Origin of the sequence: Paenibacillus sp. SYP-B3998 (genome assembly GCF_010820665.1) — a bacterium.
Classification (GTDB): Bacteria; Bacillota; Bacilli; order Paenibacillales; family NBRC-103111; genus Paenibacillus_E.
In genome coordinates, this window is sequence record NZ_JAAIKC010000003.1 from 250389 (window position 1) to 270098 (window position 19710).

The following is a 19710-nucleotide window of genomic DNA, read 5'->3' on the forward strand; positions in this document are numbered from 1 at the left end:
GTAAACCTCATAAGCTTCTTCTAGCTGTTTGAAAAGCTAGAAGAAGCTTTCTATGACTTCTCAGGATGGAAATTAACGTTTCATTGAACACCACCTTTTTAGTAACGACATGTTTATTTATTATCTGGTTTCTTAGCTCATATGGCCATGTATTATTAGGCGTTTAAATATATAATTTGCATTCTTGCAAATGGATAGAATAAAAAATCATGTATTTACCAAAATTAATAAGGAGTGGAAATTCGTTTTTAGGGGTGCTAAGATGCCACAGCAGAATCAACAAAATGAAAATCAACAAAACCTGGAGCAAATTAAAGCAGCGGCAGAGCTAGCTCAGCAAATCGCGGAGAATTCCCAACAAGTCGCTCAGCAAATTCAGACTCAGGCGATTACAGCTGAATTGGAAGATACAGAGCAGCAAGTACAGCAGCTTCAGCAGCAGGTTAAGGTGGCTCAGAATAAGTCGGAGCAATTAAAACAAGAATTAACGTCTAAGGGACAGTGAGATGGCGTAGTCGCTGGATTTCTAAAAGGATGGATAGAAAAAGGATAGTTTGACTGATCAAGTCAGACTATCCTTTTTTCTATTGTTTCGGGTTTCAGCCAACTAGGTATAGCTATTTTTGGCTCACTCTTTGTACCAGGGATTTAAATGAATAAGCACCTCGTCCACATCGGAATGATGCTTCATGATGGATTTCTTAATTTCGCGAGAGATATCATGCCCCTGCTGAACGGTAAGCTCACCAGGAATGGATACTCTAGCATCTACTAGAATATAGTGACCATGTTCCCTGGCGCGAATACGATCAATGCGTTTTACTAGCGGAATCTCTTGAATAAGTGAGATGTACGCTAGTAATTTTTCTTGGTTAACTGTTTTTTCCATGAGAATATCAAATGATTCTTTCCCCATCTCAATAGCGAGCTTTAAGACTAACAACGAGACGATGATACCAGCGGCCGCATCTCCATAGGAAAAAACATGGATCTGATAGGCTTTACCTACAAAGGCAAGCCCGATCCCAACGACTGCTGCTAGCGAAGCATAAACGTCGGCAAGGTGGTCCTTGGCTGTTGCGATTAGACCTTTGCTGCTGGTCCTTGTACCAATCCTCATCGTATACACATAAAGGATATATTTCCATACTAGCGAAATTGCCGCAACTGCTATGGCAACAAGGCTAGGCTGAGTGGCCTCTTCAAAAAAAGCAGCTACCGAATGGTAGGCGATATAAAGGGCAGCAAGTCCAAGGATGAAGGCAACAAATCCGGAACCAAGAACTTCCGCTTTGCCATGACCATAAGGGTGATCTTCGTCTGCAGGACGTTTGGATATTTGCATCGCGCTAAGCGCTGCGATTGTCGCGATGATGTCTCCAGCGTTGTGAACGCCATCGGCTAATAGGACCTCACTATAAAACAACAGTCCGATGAAGATTTTCATTACGGTAAGAATAATGTTGCTGATCAGGGAAATCCATATCGCCCAAAATGAGGAATTGTTGTCGTTGCTCATCAAAGCTGACCTCCTTCAGAAGTGTTTCCCCAAGGAAAAAAAATCCCTTGACCGATGGTCAAGGGATTAGGTTTAATTTTTTATGGGAATCTAGTAAATAAAAATAGCGCATCATCAACACTTCACTTTACGAAAATATCTTTGTATAATACCACAGATAGCGTTCATATTCAAACTGTTTGGAAAGTGCAGGAGAGAAGGTGTTTTAATAGCAATGAAGCAGATATGGCTCGAAGACATTGAGCAAAAGCTGCTCCCCCAGCTGCAGATTTCAAGCGAGCAACCCTACGATCCTATTGTCGTACATCACGTACCGAAGCCATGGCGTTTAGTAGGTTCAGGCAACTATGCGGCTGTCGTTATGCATCCGAGTTACCCAGAAATTGTGGTGAAAGTGTATGCGCCGGGAAGGCCGGGGTTAAGCGAAGAAAAGGAAGTCTACCAACGACTTGGAAAGCATGAGGCTTTTTCGGAATGCCTGCATGAGGGCGAATCGTACTTGGTGCTGCGTCGGTTGACTGGCGTTACCTTATATATGTGTTTACGACGAGGGATTCCAATCCCTAGGAAAGTCCTCCAGGATATTGATCGGGCGTTAGACTACGCAAGAAGCAGAGGGCTTTCGCCACATGATGTTCACGGGAAAAACGTTATGATGAAAGATGGCAGCGGGCTGGTCGTCGACGTTTCCGACTTTTTGAAAGAAGAGTACTGCCCCATGTGGGATGATCTAAAACGGGCTTATGATCGCTTTTATTACCCATGGATAAGGAGAATTCCATTTCCTGAATTCATGCTCCATCTCGTTCGCAGAGGCTATCGGAAGTGGAAGAAATGGATTCTTTTATTTCATCATCTAAACAAAAAATAGAAGAGTTGTTGAGCTGACTCGAAGAGTTTTGCTCCGTTTCTCAAGTTGCCATAGAGGGGGACAGCATCTTATCCCTTTCGCTTAATCGTGGTACAATTTGGTAGAGGAGATCTTGTTCTAAACCCCCCTTGAAGAAAGGTTGATGACTACCGATGAACGAACGCATGGAGAAACTATATGCTCTTCTGGAAAACGAGGAGCTGGACGTTGCATTTATTACGCTGCCCAAAATGATTTACTATTTCACTGGCTTTTATTCGGACCCTCATGAGCGCTTTATGGCGCTTGTTTGCGTGAAAGGGAAAGATCCATTTCTATTCGTGCCGATACTTGATCATGAGAAAGCGGCGCGCGTTTCCCAAGTGAGCTGCATTTACTCTCACAAGGATGAACAAAATCCGTATGAAGTACTGAAGCCGCTTCTGGGCAGCGGAATTGCTCGAATGGGGATTCAAGAAGAATATTTAAACGTGAAGCGTTACCATGCTTTAATGCAGATAACCGATGCAAGGCAAGCGGTGGACCTAGAACCTCACCTTAATCCAATGCGTGTCGTCAAAAGCGCGGAGGAAATCGTGACGATTAAACGGGCGATCCACTGTATCGAAGAAGTCATCCGCACCACGCTGCCGCTTATAAAGCCAGGAGTAACAGAACTGGATATTGTGGCTGAGATGGAGTTTCGCATGAAGCGCTTGGGTGCCGAAGGGCCATCCTTCGATACGATGGTATTAGCCGGAGAGAAATCAGGGCTCCCACATGGTATTCCTGGGAACAATCCGATTCGAGAAGGTGAGCTGCTGCTTATTGATGCTGGCGTTTTCGTGGATGGATATGCATCGGATATTACGCGGACGTTCGCAGTAGGCGATATTGGAAAGCAGTGTAAGGAGATATACGAAGCTGTACTGCAGGCTAATCTGAGCATGATTGAGGCTGTGCGCCCTGGTGTCACATTTGGCAGCTTAGATCAAGCGGCACGTCAGGCAATTAGCAGCCGAGGGTATGGAGATTATTTCATAACGCGCGCTGGACATGGGTTTGGACTTGAAATTCATGAGTATCCTTCGATCCATGGGGGGAATGAAGATTTGCTTGGCGCTGGCATGGTCTTCACAGCTGAACCCGGTATTTATATGCCTGGCGTTGGCGGCGTTCGCATTGAGGATAATGTTATCGTCACAGCGAATGGAGTGGAAGTTCTGACCACATTCCCTAAAGAATTGACGGTTATCGGCTAAGACAGTTATCGCTACATAATAAGCTTGGCAAAATACTGCAAGGAAGGTGTCGGAATGAGAGTTCATGAATTCGTCATTCAATCGGAGATACAGCGTAGAGATCTTACGGACATCTCCAGCCAATCGGCTCATTTTATTTCGGAGATTTCGATTGACTTTATCCATAATGAAGTTCGTCATGTTGTTGATGTGAAAAGCCTGCTAGGCATGCTGTTAGTACCGATCAAATCGGGAACTCTAATTCGGTTGCTAACCAAAGGCAAGGATGAGGAAGAAGCGATGCATGTCATGTTTGAATTATTTCAAACCTTTCAATAATTACTACTTCATGATTAATCTTGGCGGACATCTTTCGATTCGGCGAGCAACAGTTCAACAAAGCGCTGCGCGGCTTTGGATAAATAATGCTGCTTCAGCCAAATCAGCGCTGAGGAAGCCGTTACCTCTGAGTCTTCGATCTCATAGGCTTGCACCCGATAGCCGCGATGCTTTTTGAGCACGGTCTCAGGAACGATCGTACTTCCAAATCCAGAGGACACAAGTTCCATCAGAATCGAGATGTCGGAGCATTCGCCAATAATGTGAGGAGTCAAATTTCTGATCCGAAATTCTTCCAGGATCAAATGAAAAATACCTAAGCCGTCCGTGCTTGGCAAAATAAGAGGGTACTCCTGAATTTGATTCAACGTAATTTGATTGTTGTCCTGGGCTAGCGGCTCAGAGGATACAAAATAAAACCGCTCCTTCTGCAGCTGCAGCACGGCAAAATCGTCAAGCATAAGCGGCAATCGAATGATAGCCAGCTCGATGACCTTTTCTTTCACCAACTTGGCGAGTTGAGCGGACTCGTTTTGTTGTATTTTATAAGAAATATGGGGGTAAGTTTGTCGAAAAGCTTGCAATAGCTTTGGCAAATGATAATACGAAATCGTATTGACGCCAATCGACAATTTTCCTCTCACACCATGTCCAATTTGTGTAACCTCCGTATGCGCTTCTTCCATATCCTTCGTAATTTTAACTGCATAATGGTACAGCGTAGTGCCAGCTTCGGTTAGCTGCAAAAATCTCCCGCGTTTTTCGAAAAGCTTAGTCCCAAGATCCTGTTCTAACAATTTTAACTGTTGGCTGAGAGGCGGTTGTGCCATATGGAGCTTTTTGGCCGCAGCAGTGATTTGTTTTTCTTCTGCAATGGCGATGAAGTAACGTAATTGTTTAATATCCAAGCGGAAAACTCCCTTTCATATATGAATATCGTATGGATAGGCAACTAAATATATATTTTTCCTATGTAGAATCCCATGTTATCATATTTTTGCACAATGCGTTTGGTCAATTGCTCAAAGGCTGCTTAGAGTGCGAAGGAAGGATGATGGAAGTTGCATCAGGAGAAAATGGTTTGTGATACTTATGTTAACTAAAATGTCGCCAAAAATTTGGCTAGCTGGGGTACAATGGTTGTTTTTTATGTTTACAAACACGATTGTTGTTCCGCTTTCGCTCGGTCACGCGTTTCAATTAGGGCCAGAGGAGATCGCCACTTCTCTGCAGCGTTCATTTATCTTGACGGGAGTGCTTTGTATTTTACAAGCGCTTTGGGGACATCGCTACGCCGTGATGGATGGACCAGCCGGGATATGGTGGGGGCTTGTTCTTAATTTGTGCTCTTCAGCCCAGTCTGTAGGCATGAGCATGACGGAAGTAGGGGGGGGACTCGCAAGCGGTTTTCTATTAGCGAGCTTGACCATGATTGTTTTGGGCAGTCTAGGATTTGCCTCATTCCTGAAAAAAATATTTACCCCGATCGTGATGGGCGTATCTTTATTTTTACTTACCATTCAATTGGTTGTGAACTTTTTTAAAGGAATGCTGGGCATGAACAGCGCGGGTGAGATAGATATCAAGGTCGCAGCGTTATCTATTGTTATCGCTATTTTCGTAGCGATGATTCACTTGAAGGGTTCTCGTCTGATTAGCAGCTATTCGATTCTGATCGGAATTGTTGTCGGTTGGATCGCATACGAACTCTTTTTTCCAACGACGCATACTGCTCAAGCACAGGCAGGGTCAATGTTAGCCGTATTTCCCTGGGGAGCACCGAACTTGCAAATCGGGATCATCTTAACTTCGTTTATCGTCGGTCTAATTAATATGACGAATACCATCACATGCTTATCTACGGTGGAAAAAATGTATCAAACCAAAACAACGGATGCTCAATATAAGCGTTCCTATTTGTTGACAGGCGTTTTTACAGCGTTATCTTCCTGTTTTGGCTTGTTGCCTTTCGGTCTGTTTACCTCTTCGATCGGGCTGCTGGAGAGCACGAAAATTCTTGAACGCCGAGCGCTTATTATCGGTGGTGGCATGTTCGCTTTGTTGGGACTTATTCCAGCGTTAAGCGGGCTATTCTCCTCGCTGCCTTCAAGTGTGGGAAATGCTGTATTGTTCGTTGCTTACCTGCAAATGTTCGGCACAGCGCTTCGAACTATTCAAGGTATTCCATTCAACTCGAAGACGGTTTATAGAATCGCGCTGCCTGTTTTGCTTGGTATCAGCATAATGAACACGCCGCCGCAGGCATTCTCGGTCCTACCTATTTATTTACGCCCACTGGTTGGCAACGGTTTAGCTATGGGAGTTATTTTATCCTTGGTTCTGGAAGTTGTTGTGAATTGGCGAAAATATGAGCTGCCAATTACACCGTTGACCGCCTCGCAAAAGCCAACGTCTTGAAACTTTTTCGCTGATGGTTAGGTTAGACAGTTAGGCGTGTCTGCAAAAAAAAGAAGGAACTCATCCTTTTCGGGTGAGTTCCTTCTTTTCATACATGCTTGGTGACTTGATTGTTTTAATGAATATCTTTTTTCTTAAAACGACCACCCTTAACATCATGAATATTACCAATGGCTAGAAATGCCTTAGAATCCAGTTCATCGATGATTGATTTCAACTTGGCTTCTTCCAGTCGGGTAATGACACTGAAGATAACTTTTTTATCGTCTCCAGTATAAGCGCCCTCGCCATGCAAGTAAGTAACGCCGCGGCCTAAACGGTATGTGATGGCATCCCCAATTTTGGCATACTCATCGCTGATGATCCAGACGGATTTGGATTGGTCCAATCCCTCAATCGTAATATCGATCATTTTGAAAGCAATGTAGTAGGCAATGAGGGAATACATGGCATGATCCCAACCAAACACGAAGCCTGCACTGCCTAAGATGAAGAGATTGAAAAACATCACGATTTCACCGACAGAAAACGGTGTTTTTTTGCTGACAAGAATGGCTACAATTTCTGTTCCGTCTAACGAACCGCCTGAACGGATAACGAGTCCGACCCCAATACCGAGAATGATTCCACCAAACACTGCTGATAGCAATGGATCTATCGTTATCGCTTTGACAGGATGAAGCAGCGAGGTTCCGACAGACATGATGATAACGGAAAATAAGGTGGATAAGGCAAATGTTTTTCCAATTTGTTTATAGCCAAGCAGCAAGAAAGGCAGGTTAAGCACAACTAGGAATACTCCCAGTGGGATATGGGTTAAATGCGAAATAATGATGGATATCCCGACAACGCCGCCATCGATGATATTGTTTGGAACAAGGAAAATTTCAAGTCCCACGGAGAACAAGGCGGAGCCTATTATCATGAAAATGATTCTTCTAAAAAATTTGGACCGTTTTAACTTTTGGTGTTGGGATTGTGCATGTTCGGTTTGCGTACTAGCGTTTGACATTAAAGGTTCCCTCTTTCCACAATTCATTCATTTAATTGAAGCTTGATAGGATGAATGAATGATGCCCACGTATAAGGAGGTGAATTTGAGAAAAGCGAGCAGGGCTCCCTTCAATTGTTCTCGGACCTTCGAAAGAATAAAGAGGATGAACACAACAAATACAGTAATAAAGTACTCACGATGGTAATCGTCATGCCAATGAATCAAGTTCTTGTGCGCGCGTATCATTTCTAGGGATGGTACAGGTTCTTGATGCGTCAACACTTGATTCGTATTGGATTCGACTAATATTTCGACATCAGCAGGGAAGTGCTGAGAGATTGGAGGTGTCAATGGAAAAACGAACAAGCCGATAATGATCCAAACCAAAAGGGTCCAATACTGTCTTCGTTTCACATAAGGCAGGGGTACGCCCTCCATTCACAGTTTGAAACCAAATTTGCTTGAATTGTAGCATTTCAGCCCCAACGAGTCAAACGGGATCTCGTTATTGGCTATTGTTGTCGAATACCAGATAAAATTGTAGCAAATGATATAGACAAAAATGAATAGATATAGTAAAACAGAGACAATTAACTACAGTTCATGCCTTGAGGGGAGTTTGCTTAATGGTGGTCTATTTGCAACAACATAAATGGATTCGTTTTTTGATTCCATGTATGGTTTCATTAAGCTTATTCCTTGGATTGTATCACATGATGACGGTTGAGGGAGCAGATAATAATCCCAACTTTGTCATGATCCGCTTAGAGGATATCGGTCCAGGTGGCACGTATAGTTCAATTGAAAGTCTTGGAAAGCTAAGAGCCGTGTTCGAATACTTGCAGCAGAAGCAGGTCCCATACAGTATGGCTGTTATTCCTAGATGGATCAATTACACAAAAGAAGGAAAGTATGATCGCTCTTTGGCGCAGTTGGATGATGAGTATACACAGTCCTTCGCGAGAGTACTTCAACAGGCTGTTCAGGCTGGGGCTACTTTAGGCATGCATGGATACACGCATCAAGTTGGCGATACGCTTCGTGAAGATGGGCAGCAAGCTTCCGCAATAGGAAATGAGTTTAATGTCCAAGAGGTGAAAGAAACAACAACAGCGTCATTTGCTGAGCAGCGCGTCAAAGAAGGTATACAAGTATTTCATCAAGCTGGACTATTTCCGCATTTCTGGGAAGCGCCGCATTATCGATCGACGCCAGAGCAAGATCAGATCTTTTCATCCTATTTTGGCTTAATTTATCAACCTCATTTGGCGGTTAAACCGAACCTTCTGTCAGCGGATTATTTCAATGAACCCAATCAGGGCTTTGGTGTAAACACACTTGGTACCGTTTTCGTACCAGCACCGCTTTCTTATGTGCCTGCCAACAAAGACGAAAAAGTGATAGTAAACCAAATCGGGAAGAAGGATCGAATCAACTCCTTTTTTTATCATCCATTTCTTGAATTTAGCCAGCTGATACCGGTTGTTGACGCTTCAGGAGTTGCAATCATGCGGGACGGAGTGCCGGTTTATAAGTATCCGGAGGAAAATAAAAGCAATTTGCAAAAGCTTATAGCTCAGATCAAAGCTAAAGAGTATTCATTCTATTCGATTCATGATTATATTCCGTTTACTCCAGCCACGCGTGTCAAGGTCGGAAACGGCAAAGCAGCGAATGTTCAAATCGGCGACGTTACGGGAAGAGGTCAAGCCGATCTCGTAATGTGGGATAGAAAGTCAGGAAATGTATCCGTCATTGAGGGGAATTTCAAGGAACGCTTGCGAAACGAGCCCCAATCTGCGCCGAAAATGTGGACGACAATTCCGGGTGCGGAAGGCACATCTTTTACCCTAAATAGTACGAATGGTGATGGTAGAAATGGACTTTGGGTCGTTTATCCAAGCGGCAAGCTGGAGAGCTACGCGTCGAACGGAAGCCAATTTATCCTCAATCATAAATGGACGATACCAACGAATCGTTGGCTGGATGCCTACGAGTTGAAACAACCTAATGGAGATTGTGTGATTGCCGGACAATCACAGGATCGTAAACAGCTGCTGGCGGTGTATGTACACAACGGAATTGCCAAACCAATTAAACCTTATCAGTTCAAGTCTAACACAGCGAGAGAATTAATCGTCAGAAAACAGAATAAAGAGGGCAAGATGAACTTTTTCCTTTCTAAGCGGGATACCTCACAGGGTGTGGAGCTTGAGTTTGACCGGGCAAACATGCAGTGGAAGCTAAAGCCACTTACTTTCAATATTCCGGCTGAGCTGGGCGAAATTCGTTTCGGTGATTTTAACGGGGACGGTAGAGAAGATATTTTACGATGGGACGCCAAAAATCTTACCAACCGCGTATATCAACAAACAGATGACGATGAATATAAATTGTTGTCCGTTTTTGGGCCTTGGGGGAAAAGCGGTAGCCGCCTGATCCTTGCAGATTTTGATGCGAATGGAAAGAAAGATATCGGGCTGATTCAAAATGGGGATGGGAATATGGACATCGCCCTCTCCTATCAAAGTAAAGAGGATAAGTGAGAAACGATATAGAGGTCAACAAGGTGATAGGAAGGAGCGATTTCAAATGATTCAAGTAAGAATTGTTGAGTTTACTGACCTAGAGGCGTTCTGGCAGCTAAGGTTAGAGGCGCTAAGGACAACACCAGAGGCATTCAGTGCTTCCTATGAAGAAAACATACCATTAACCATGTCTGAAGTTGAGAAAAGGTTTCATTATACCGAGTGCGATACTTATATAATAGGTGCTTTTACGGAAGAAAATCAACTTGTTGGGCTGATGGGCTTTAGGAGAGAGCAGCGGATTAAACTGAAACATAAAGGGACGATTTGGGGTGTATATGTAACACCGACATTCCGTGGTAAAGGGATTGCTAAACAATTACTTGCTGAAATCCTTCGAAGAGGTAAACAACTTGATGGTTTGAAAAAGATTAATTTATCAGTTGTTAGTACCAATCAGAACGCTGTTGAGCTTTATAGAAAGTTAGGTTTTGAAACTTATGGCACTGAGAAAAACGCTTTAGTAGTAAATGGACATGGCTATGACGAGGAGTTTATGACCTATACATATTGAAGATGAGGAGTGGGGCTTTATGGCCCTGCTTTCAATTAATCTTTAACATTGGAAAGAGGCAACCTATTAAACGGGCTTGTCTCTTTTTTCTTTAAAGCTATAGATACAAACGATACGAATATTCTCTTCCAAGCGTAGGTAGCCACCGTGCTGCTATTGAATTAAGAGACATACAGTATCATAGTCGAAAAATAGATGGTGGTGCTTACATGGGTCATACAGTTGGTATTCTATTGGATGGTGACACGTATTTAGGAGTTCCTAGAAATAAGACAGGCAACGAACGAATAGATTACTATAACAAAGCTGCCGAGCAGCTTGGTCTTATGCCTTTTTATATGTCCCTCTCTCATATGAGCAAAGGCACAGCTCTTGGGTATACGTATAAGAACAAGCAGTTCAAACTTGAACGCCGCTCGATCCCGAAAGTTACACATAATCGAGCGATTACTTTATCGCGTTCCTCGAAAAAAAAGCTAAAGCAATTATCCCAGTCCAGCATTGTTTTCAACCGACTGAATCGTTATGATAAGCACCGGATTCACAAGCTGATTCATGCAAAGAGCAGCATGCAAATCTATCTTCCGAATTCGATGAAATATTCTCCTGAGCAGTTGATGAATGCGTTAAAGAAACACAAAGCTTTATTCATTAAGCCAACGAATAGCAGCGTAGGCGACGGTATCGTGAAAATTTCCAAGCAGTCCGATGGAAAGTGGTGCCTATACTGGAAAAAGGGCAATCCTAAGCTAGTATCGAGTAAACAAGTACTTTCATTGATCGATAAGATTGTAGGACACAAAAAGTATATGATTCAGGAAGCTATTTCATTAGCTACTTACCATGGTAGACCCTATGATTTACGTGTATCCGTACAGCGCGGCGGTTCAGGGAAATGGCAGATTACAGGGATGGTAGGGAAGGTCGCCGCGGTTGGCCGACATGTGACGAATGTGGCTAAGGGAGGAACCTGTAAACGCTGTGAGGAATTGTTCAAGCAAAGCGGATTTGATCCTGAGCGGATGAAGTACGCTGTAAGTGAAGCTTCATTAGCTATTGCCCAATATGTAAGCGGAAAACTTCCGCATTTGGCTGATCTTGGACTAGATATTGGCGTTGATCTGGAGGGCAACATTAAGCTGATTGAGATCAATGGGCGAGATCAACGTTATACGTTCAAAAAAGCAAAGATGAATGCTACTTTTTATCAAACGTATGAAACACCTATGCAATATGCTAAGTTTTTGTTGCAGAATAAAACGAATGATTGAAGGAACTCAAACTCCCTCGGTTGAAACGACCAGAAGGAGTTTTTGCTGTTTCAGGGGCGATAAGGTAGGGTATAGATGCCACCTTTTTTCTTTAAACTAAGAGTGGCATGATGGGACAAGTCTTTTTCATCCATTTCTCATCTTATTCATTTATACTTGCATGAAGCACTCAAAGGAGATTGAAATGAAACGGATACTATTGATTGAAGATGAGAAAAACTTGGTTCGGTTTATTCAACTTGAATTGGAGCATGAATCGTTCTTTGTACAAGCAGCGGATAATGGTAAAGCTGGGCTCGATCTTGCTTTGCAAGAAGAATGGGATTTGATTTTATTGGATATCATGCTTCCGATGATTAGTGGTATTGAGGTGTGCCGTAAAGTTCGATCAGCGAAGAAGACACCTATCATTATGCTCACGGCTAGAGACAGTGTGGTAGATCGCGTTTCTGGCTTGGACAGCGGTGCTGATGATTATATTTCAAAACCTTTTGCTATCGAGGAACTATTGGCTCGCATGCGAGCTATTTTTCGCAGAGTAGAGGTGGGTGAGAGTGTCCAGCATGAGTGTTTGAAGTACCGTGGAATTAGCATGGACCTCGATGCTAGAATCGTTCATAAAGATCATCAAACCATAGAGCTAACAAAGCGAGAATTCGATTTGTTAGCTATGTTCATGCGAAATCAGAATTTGGTGTTAACCCGAGATATGCTGTTAGATCAAGTATGGGGGTACGATTCTCTCGTTGAAACCAATGTTGTGGATGTTTATGTCAGGTATTTGCGCAACAAATTTGATGCTTCAGGCGAGGAAAGCTTGATACAGACCGTTCGAGGGATTGGATACGTCATGCGATGAAGAGGAGAGTCATATTGTTGTTAAGGCGGCTTCCGATTAAATGGAAACTCATGCTTGGCGCGACCATGCTTATTTTTCTTTTATTTACTTCCTACAATTTTGCACAGTATATGGTTTTGAAATTTTGGATGTTGAACCAAGAGAAAGATGCCATTCAAGTGACAATGGGACAGATGCAAGACTATTTACAAATAAAAACCAATACGACCGAGTCCTTAAATGCGGCTGAAACGCAGGTTTTTATAGATAAAATTATAGGTAAGAATCAAATGATTCGAATGATTGATCAGCGAGGTGAAACCATTTTAACGGCGACTAATCATTTTGAAACAGATTGGATCGTTTCACAACCTGTTAATCAACCACAATTGTTCGATACCGTTCATGGCGAGGATCATTTGCTTATCTACAGGAGTCCGATATCAACCCAAATATGGTCTGGGACGATTGAGATTGCAAGTAACTTAGAGACGTTTGATCACTTTAACCAAACCTTGTTTTGGGTGATGGTCATCGGAGGCTTATTTGCTATTTTCATTAGCGGACTTAGCGGCTTAGCCATCGCTAAACAATTGATGCGGCCAATTAGAGCTTTGGACACTGCGATACGAAGCGTGAAACAGAAAGGGCTAAAGGAACGGGTTACCACTATTGAGAATGGTGATGAATTATCCAGTCTTACGCAGCTTTTTAATGATCTGATGGATCAATTAGAAAGCTCCTTTCGGCAGCAAAAACAATTCGTAGAAGATGCCTCTCATGAATTGCGGACACCCATAACGATATTGGAAGGACATTTATCTCTTCTGAATCGTTGGGGGAAAACAGAACCTACGGTTCTGGAGGAGTCCTTGGATGCTTCCTTGCAAGAAGTGAGGCGATTAAAAGGGATTGTGCAACAATTACTGACTTTAACGAAAATCGAATCTCAATCATCATTTGCACGCAGTGAGTTAATTCCTATAGAGCCTCTTCTTGTACAGACGGTTAAAAGAGTGGGTGTACTTCATCCTGAATTTGACTTTGAAGTTGAAGCTTCACAGATCGATGGCCAACGTTTAAACATAAATGCCCTTCATATGGAGCAAATCCTACTTATTGTTCTTGATAATGCAATCAAGTTTTCAATTGACCACAAAAAGATTGTAGTGCAGGCTCATTGTAGTAAGAATGAAATACAAATTACCGTCCAAGATCATGGTATAGGTATCCCACTTGAAGATTTGCCAAATGTATTTGACCGGTTTTATCGCGTAGACAAGGCAAGGAATCGAGAGATTGGAGGCACTGGACTTGGCCTATCCATTGCCAAACAATTGGTGCAAAATTATCAGGGCGAAATATTTATTACAAGTATTGAAAATGAAGGGACAGTGGTCACTCTAAAGTTTCCGATATCCCAAGTAATCTAACAGCTGGCATCTCCTGAATGAAATTCATCTGATTCGGATTCTTTGCTTTTCTCGGGAGTTTGGCGTGGAATAAGGCTCTGGTTTATTAGACATAGTTATAAATCAGTAAGCAGTCATGCTCGGTAATCGAGCATGTTTTTTTATTTCATTTCTCATTTGATTTTCATTTTTACGATGTAAAGTAATTGTTAAGCTATATAAGAGAAAAATAAAAGGATGATGAAGATGAATTTTGAGCAACTAGACTATCAACTGTTTCAAATCATTAACCACTTAGGAATGACAGTTTCTTTCTTGAACCCTTTGATGCGTTTCTTGGCACAACAGGCCGAATATGGATTTTACTTGGGTGTTGTCGTGTATTGGTTCACAAGAAGGGAGCTTAATCGCAAAATGGTTGCTCAAGCTCTTATTTCCGCTTGTATGGGTTTGCTTGTTAGTGGTTTGTTAGGTCACTTCTTTTACCGAGATCGCCCATTTGTTGCTCATTCAGTTCTACAATTGATTAATCACCCTGCAAATGCTTCATTCCCTAGCGATCATGCAATTGGCGCATTCGTCATTGCGACTTCGATCTGGTTATTCCGTAGAAGAGACGGAATCCTTTGGCTCGCGTTAGCTCTATGTATCGCTTTCTCGAGAATTTGGACAGGTGTGCATTATCCTTCCGATGTAATGGCCGGAGCTATGATTGGAATGGTCACCGCGGTAGGCATTCATCAATTTTTTAATCATTCAAAAGGGTTGCAGAAAGTGCTCCGGAGTAGTATCGGTGTTTACGAGAAAATAGAAGCAAAATTTTGGCCTCGTACGCAACAGCGTTTCAATGAGTTGTAAAAAGCAATAGCAAATGCTATGACAAAGGAACAGGGAACCGTCAAGCCCGATCATATTGTCATCGTTGTTGAAGAAAATCACTCCTATGAGAACCGTGTCGTATGTGATTCCAAATATGGATCATGATATGCAGTTTGCTCAACAGCCCACTATGATCAGCGGGTATCCATTTTTGTGTACGTTAGAGGATGTATGCAACCTCCCTTCTCTAAGACGAAAGTGGAGGTTTTTTTAAACAGACATTTTGGATTGTTGTTCTAAGGAATTAGGTTTTATAAAAAAGTTGGATGTTTGTTAGCATGTATAAGTCTAGTTCATGCTACCAACTTGCACATATACTAGTAGTGAGAATAGCTTATAAAGGTGGTATTGAAATGAGTGATGATTTGCTAGTCATCAAATATAACCTGCTTCCTTGGTACAATGAACTAGATGATAGAATAGATGTTGAGCAAGTAGATTTTCCAACTGCAATCCGAGAACGGATACAGGCTTTAGGTGAGTACAACTTGAAGACGGTCACGCGTAAGGAGACTCAGTTGGAAAAGATTAAAGAGAGATAGAGCACTAAGAGCATAGTCCCTTTCAAATTGATGAAAGGATCTATGCTTTTTGTTGTTAAAACGAGTTAAGAAATATTAGGAAATGGTTAATTATGGGTTGGTAGTAGTATTGTTATGATGACGACCGGGTTTAGTGCGATGGCACGTACATCATGGTATGGCCTTGGGGAATTTCAAAGTCGGCATTTCTTGCAAAACAGCAAGTGGAATTCTTTTGGACTAAAGGTGCACCACTTGCACAGGTATTGCCGTCGTACTTGTTTTATTAGTTGAAATTCCATTTAATTGCAATTTGTTTGCAGGTACTAGGATTAGTTTTGCCGAAGGAATAAGTATTCTGAAAGCGTGTTTAGCAGCTTTTGTTTCGATGCTCGCTTTCTAGTCAGCGTTAGCGGATTTGCCTGTGTTGGGAAATTGATCGAAGTCATCCATTTTGATTTTATTTATCATCTTAATTGTCATCTTGATTTATCTTAATAGCAGCTAAAAAATGCATTGAAGAGAATGAAAGCAGGCGATCTGGACTTTCAGGTACAGATTATGAATAAAGATGGAAATAGCCCAGTTTAGAAAAAGGGCCGAAATACATTGAAATTAGTAAAGATCATCTCTTTGAACGGATTTGGGGGATTGATTCTGTGGGAGATTCTCAGACAGAAACCTTTTGGGGAGCAGGTTATCGCTTTCGGTTTTAACAAATCATCTGCAAGGAGGGTTCCTTGATTATGAATGTCAAGCCACGCATAGTAATTTTAACGGCAAGCTATGGGAATGGGCATATACAAGCGTCTCAAGCTTTACAGCAGCAGTTTCTAGCTCAAGGGGTGGATCAAGTAAAGGTCGTCGATCTCATGAAAGAAGGACATCCATTTATTAATATGGTTACAACCTCGCTGATTAACAAAAGCACGCAAATATCAAGAATGGGTCTTGATTACTACGGTTGGAGTTATTACTATACGAGGGAAAAGAAAAGAACAGCTCTATTTCAAAGATCGATGACAGCCTTAGGCAAAAAAAAGTTAAAAGAAATTATTCATCAAGAACGTCCAGATGCTGTCATTAATACATTTCCATTTGGGGCATCTCCTGAAATATGCGGTGCATTGGGTATAAGTAATTTTACCGTTTTGACGGATTTCGCTTTGCACGCAACATGGCTGCATCCCCTAGTGGATAAATATTATGTTGCTACGGAAGAGCTGAAGCAGCAGATTATCTTAGAGGGCTTTCATAGAGATCGTGTGGAAGTCAGCGGTATCCCGGTACGCAGTGAATTTACGAAAATACCAATTGAACACGGAGTAAGTAAGAAGAAAATTCTCGTCATGGCTTCAGATCAAGGGGTGTCCAGGTATATCGAGGACCTTCTTACATCATTAGCTACGATTGATAAATGCCAATTAATTGTTGTTTGTGGTCGCAATGAAAGGTTGCAACAGAAATTAGCCGCTCAATTTATTACTTATTCGAATGTGACCGTTTTTGGTTTCGTAAACAATCTGCATGAATGGATGTCTGCTTCTACGTGTATTGTCACGAAAGCAGGTGGTTTAACTCTGACTGAGTCAATTGCGCTACAGCTTCCAATTTATATTTTTAAACCTTATGCAGGGCAAGAAAGAGAAAATGCGATCTATTTATCTAGCCGAGGTGTAGCTTCAATCTCGGATACCATTGAACATTTGACGGATAAAATTAATCATTTGTTAGAGCATCCTACCTTGCGAGAGGAAGTTAGGATTCGTATGATGAACATGCAAAGGAATCAAGCTGCGGCTCATATTGTTGACGATATCATCCTACAAATTAATCAACCAGTCTCACTTTCGATTTAAATCTGTTTACTTTAATTATCCCCATCAGCATAAGAAAAAAATCGTGTCTTGAGTAATGATTAAGGTATGCAAAAACCCCCTGATGGTCAGGGGGTTTTTGCATATATTCCTTTGTTTAATATCAAACTAAAAACGATATAGTTAGTTCAAAACACGACGTGCAGATTGGTAATGTGTGCTCCACCATCCTGAATCGATGTCCGAGATGGTAACACCCGGACTGCCATACGTATGAATAATTTTGCCATCGCCAATATACATACCAACATGATGAATAGGTGAATAGAAGAAAACAAGATCTCCCGGCTGTAATTGATCCTTGGACACATAAGTGCCAACCTGCGATTGTTCCTTTGAGGAACGTGGAAGTGTAATGCCATTTTGTTCAAATATATATTGAGTAAAAGATGAGCAATCAAATGAATCAGTAAGCCCAGTCTTAGAGCCATACTTGTACCTAACGCCGATAAAATCCTCACCCAATGAGATAATGCGATTCGCTGTTAATACTTTTATATCTGCCGCGCTGTTTGCTGCGTGAGCAGATTGAGGTGTTGCTATTAAGCTTCCAGACGCAAGGATAGAGAAACAAAGTGTCATCCCGATTAACGATTTACGTAGGCGGTTCTTTTTCATGTTGTTTAGGTTAGTCATGATTGATTTCCTCCCTTGGAATCGTAGTTGTGTTGGCTGCTGAAATAATCTTAACACAACTCCGATCTCCTGATTATTTCCAAAGATGGAGGAAACCCTGATAGAGACAAGCTTTATCCTTCATTCTGAGAATTTGATGAGAAAATAATGAGCAAAAAATTCTTGACAACGAAAATGCGGTTCAAATTCCCAGTGATAGCTTGCGTGGGCGCTTTAGGCTCACTATTTCTGAGTGCGGTATTCTTTGTACCATTGAAAAATCCACACTGACAGAGTAAACCAAAAGCCACTTGCAAAATAAGCCCCTAACACATCGCTTGGATAATGCACGCCTAAATAGATCCGACTTAGACCAATGAGACCTATCATCCCTATACAAATGACGATAACCAACGTTCTTGCCCGGCGCGTAGATAAATGTCTCCAAAGTAGAAATGCAAGTGAGGCATAAAGAGCGAACGCTTCCATAGAATGTCCACTTGGAAAGCTGAACCCGCTCTCCGCAATAAGTCGGTGAAGGCTTGGCCGTTCACGATGGAAAATGAGCTTGAGGACTTGATTGAATATGGCGGTTCCTGCAATTACAACTAGATAAAATGTAATTTCCAGACGATGATGTAATATTTTATAAAGGAATAGCATGGAAATTAGTGCAACTATGATTACTGTTGCTGTGGATCCAATGAAGGTAATGGATTTCATGATGACCGTAAGCCAGGGTGCTTCCATGCCTTGAACGAACGCAATTAGGGAGGCATCCAACTGCTTAATAAATGGTCCTGAGTAGAGGGAAGCGATAAAAAGGAAAATGAGAAAAGAGAAAATGCTAATGATGAAGACGAATGTAACTTTTAACTTTGGACTCATGTTAGTTGATCACCTAATCTTATATTGTATTAATTGGTTTCACAAAAAAATAACATAACATAATGTTGAGTCAAGTTGCAATTCGTATGAATGTTCTGATTAAATAGAGGCGATAAAAAGGAGCTTCCTCCAAAATGAAAGGTGAGCTCCTATTGCCATTTTACATAGTAATTCCTACTTGGCTTTGACGAACCTACCGTTTGCTCGTGCGTAATGCAGGACTTTATGAAACATGCGTTTATCTTTCAATTGATTAAAAATAAAAGGATCAGGCGCCGTATTTACTTCCAGAATCCAAGGAACGAATTGTTTATCGATGCCAATATCGACTCCGATTTCTTTGAATCCCAATCGATTTTTTTGGTACTGAGTTGCGATTTGAAGTCCTAGCTGTTTCAATTTTAAGATATATGATTTTTTCTTTTCGTCTTTCAGATAAGAGCCTAGTAATAATTCAAGTGGCAAAGGTTTGCCGCTGTTATGAAAGTTCGTCACAATTTTATTTGGATGGGCAACTCGACCGATGTATCCTGTGGATTCCCATTTCTTCAAAGGACCTTGTTGGACCATTATTCGTGTATCAAAAATACGTTTATTATACGTTAACAAATGAATACCCTGCTGGATGAGATAGGATTTTTTAAATTTATTTTTGTTTAGAGATACAAAGAAGTCGTTAAAATTGACGAAAGAGCGGGTAACCGTGCCGGCTTGATAACGGTATTTGTTATGGTTTATTTGATCTACTCGGATAACGCCTAGACCGAATGAGCCATTTACTGGTTTCACATAAACCATTTTGTGCTTTTTTAGCATGGAGAGAAGAGCGTCGCGGGTATAGATTCTTGTCTCCGGTACGAATCTACTAAGCTCCTTATTCATCAGTAAGACCTGCGTTTTTGTCCATTTGCTGCCCAAGGTACGTGAGCTTTTTATTTTCATCGTA

The 19710-nt window shown here is 41.8% G+C and carries 20 protein-coding genes; 13 read left to right on the forward strand and 7 right to left on the reverse strand.

All coding sequences use genetic code 11. From position 1 onward, the window contains the following. Positions 1 to 262 precede the first annotated feature (262 nt). Positions 263 to 505, forward strand: a complete 243-nt coding sequence (locus tag GK047_RS11560; RefSeq protein ID WP_163946056.1) for a hypothetical protein — start codon at positions 263 to 265, stop codon at positions 503 to 505. Positions 506 to 628: 123 nt separating this feature from the next. On the opposite strand, the gene GK047_RS11565 is transcribed toward GK047_RS11560, so the two are convergent. Beyond that, entirely contained in the window at positions 629 to 1519 is an 891-nt protein-coding gene (locus GK047_RS11565) for a cation diffusion facilitator family transporter (RefSeq protein ID WP_163946058.1), read from the reverse strand. A 214-nt stretch (positions 1520 to 1733) separates the two neighbouring features. On the opposite strand from GK047_RS11565, the gene GK047_RS11570 reads away from it, so the two are divergent. The 3 genes from GK047_RS11570 to GK047_RS11580 all read left to right on the forward strand — a co-directional run bounded on the left by GK047_RS11570 (position 1734) and on the right by GK047_RS11580 (position 3949). Then, positions 1734 to 2390, forward strand: a complete 657-nt coding sequence (locus tag GK047_RS11570) for a serine/threonine-protein kinase (RefSeq protein WP_163946061.1) — start codon at positions 1734 to 1736, stop codon at positions 2388 to 2390. A gap of 152 nt (positions 2391 to 2542) precedes the next feature. Further along, positions 2543 to 3631, forward strand: a complete 1089-nt coding sequence (locus GK047_RS11575) for a M24 family metallopeptidase (protein WP_163946064.1) — start codon at positions 2543 to 2545, stop codon at positions 3629 to 3631. A 54-nt stretch (positions 3632 to 3685) separates the two neighbouring features. Beyond that, the gene (locus GK047_RS11580) at positions 3686 to 3949 is read left to right on the forward strand and encodes an HPr family phosphocarrier protein (protein WP_163946067.1); all 264 of its coding nucleotides are present in this window, start codon (positions 3686 to 3688) and stop codon (positions 3947 to 3949) included. A 14-nt stretch (positions 3950 to 3963) separates the two neighbouring features. On the opposite strand, the gene GK047_RS11585 is transcribed toward GK047_RS11580, so the two are convergent. Next, positions 3964 to 4857, reverse strand: coding sequence for a LysR family transcriptional regulator (locus GK047_RS11585; protein WP_163946070.1), 894 nt, complete (start codon positions 4855 to 4857; stop codon positions 3964 to 3966). Positions 4858 to 5041: 184 nt separating this feature from the next. Here GK047_RS11585 and GK047_RS11590 point away from each other — a divergent pair, with 184 nt between their 5' ends. Further along, the gene (locus GK047_RS11590; RefSeq protein ID WP_163946759.1) at positions 5042 to 6367 is read left to right on the forward strand and encodes a uracil/xanthine transporter; all 1326 of its coding nucleotides are present in this window, start codon (positions 5042 to 5044) and stop codon (positions 6365 to 6367) included. A 115-nt stretch (positions 6368 to 6482) separates the two neighbouring features. Here the strand turns inward: GK047_RS11590 and GK047_RS11595 are convergent, their stop codons facing one another. Together GK047_RS11595 and GK047_RS11600 are read right to left on the reverse strand one after the other, a co-directional pair. After that, positions 6483 to 7292, reverse strand: coding sequence for a YitT family protein (locus tag GK047_RS11595; RefSeq protein WP_240343908.1), 810 nt, complete (start codon positions 7290 to 7292; stop codon positions 6483 to 6485). Between the two features lie 114 nt (positions 7293 to 7406). Continuing rightward, entirely contained in the window at positions 7407 to 7799 is a 393-nt protein-coding gene (locus tag GK047_RS11600; RefSeq protein WP_163946076.1) for a hypothetical protein, read from the reverse strand. A 188-nt stretch (positions 7800 to 7987) separates the two neighbouring features. Here GK047_RS11600 and GK047_RS11605 point away from each other — a divergent pair, with 188 nt between their 5' ends. The 8 genes from GK047_RS11605 (at position 7988) to GK047_RS11640 (ending at position 17243) form a co-directional block, all read left to right on the forward strand. Further along, complete coding sequence (locus GK047_RS11605) at positions 7988 to 9907, forward strand: DUF2334 domain-containing protein (protein WP_163946079.1); 1920 nt, start codon at positions 7988 to 7990, stop codon at positions 9905 to 9907. Positions 9908 to 9953: 46 nt separating this feature from the next. After that, positions 9954 to 10463: a GNAT family N-acetyltransferase gene (locus GK047_RS11610; protein WP_163946083.1), complete on the forward strand. Its 510-nt coding sequence runs from the start codon at positions 9954 to 9956 to the stop codon at positions 10461 to 10463. 209 nt (positions 10464 to 10672) lie between these two features. Continuing rightward, positions 10673 to 11734: a YheC/YheD family endospore coat-associated protein gene (locus GK047_RS11615; protein ID WP_163946085.1), complete on the forward strand. Its 1062-nt coding sequence runs from the start codon at positions 10673 to 10675 to the stop codon at positions 11732 to 11734. Between the two features lie 184 nt (positions 11735 to 11918). Continuing rightward, entirely contained in the window at positions 11919 to 12593 is a 675-nt protein-coding gene (locus tag GK047_RS11620) for a response regulator transcription factor (protein ID WP_163946088.1), read from the forward strand. 17 nt (positions 12594 to 12610) lie between these two features. Beyond that, on the forward strand, positions 12611 to 14005 hold the full coding sequence (locus GK047_RS11625) for a HAMP domain-containing sensor histidine kinase (protein WP_163946092.1): 1395 nt from the start codon (positions 12611 to 12613) through the stop codon (positions 14003 to 14005). Positions 14006 to 14230: 225 nt separating this feature from the next. Next, positions 14231 to 14842: an undecaprenyl-diphosphatase gene (locus tag GK047_RS11630; RefSeq protein WP_163946095.1), complete on the forward strand. Its 612-nt coding sequence runs from the start codon at positions 14231 to 14233 to the stop codon at positions 14840 to 14842. Positions 14843 to 15216: 374 nt separating this feature from the next. Beyond that, entirely contained in the window at positions 15217 to 15405 is a 189-nt protein-coding gene (locus GK047_RS11635) for a DUF3088 domain-containing protein (RefSeq protein ID WP_163946098.1), read from the forward strand. A 725-nt stretch (positions 15406 to 16130) separates the two neighbouring features. Further along, positions 16131 to 17243, forward strand: coding sequence for an MGDG synthase family glycosyltransferase (locus GK047_RS11640; protein WP_163946101.1), 1113 nt, complete (start codon positions 16131 to 16133; stop codon positions 17241 to 17243). 141 nt (positions 17244 to 17384) lie between these two features. Here the strand turns inward: GK047_RS11640 and GK047_RS11645 are convergent, their stop codons facing one another. The 3 genes from GK047_RS11645 to GK047_RS11655 form a co-directional block, all read right to left on the reverse strand. Beyond that, on the reverse strand, positions 17385 to 17879 hold the full coding sequence (locus GK047_RS11645; RefSeq protein ID WP_163946104.1) for a C40 family peptidase: 495 nt from the start codon (positions 17877 to 17879) through the stop codon (positions 17385 to 17387). Between the two features lie 240 nt (positions 17880 to 18119). After that, a complete protein-coding gene (locus GK047_RS11650; protein ID WP_163946108.1) occupies positions 18120 to 18764 on the reverse strand; it encodes a phosphatase PAP2 family protein in 645 nt (214 codons plus the stop codon). A gap of 174 nt (positions 18765 to 18938) precedes the next feature. Continuing rightward, positions 18939 to 19706: a YheC/YheD family protein gene (locus GK047_RS11655; RefSeq protein WP_163946111.1), complete on the reverse strand. Its 768-nt coding sequence runs from the start codon at positions 19704 to 19706 to the stop codon at positions 18939 to 18941. Positions 19707 to 19710: the final 4 nt, after the last annotated feature.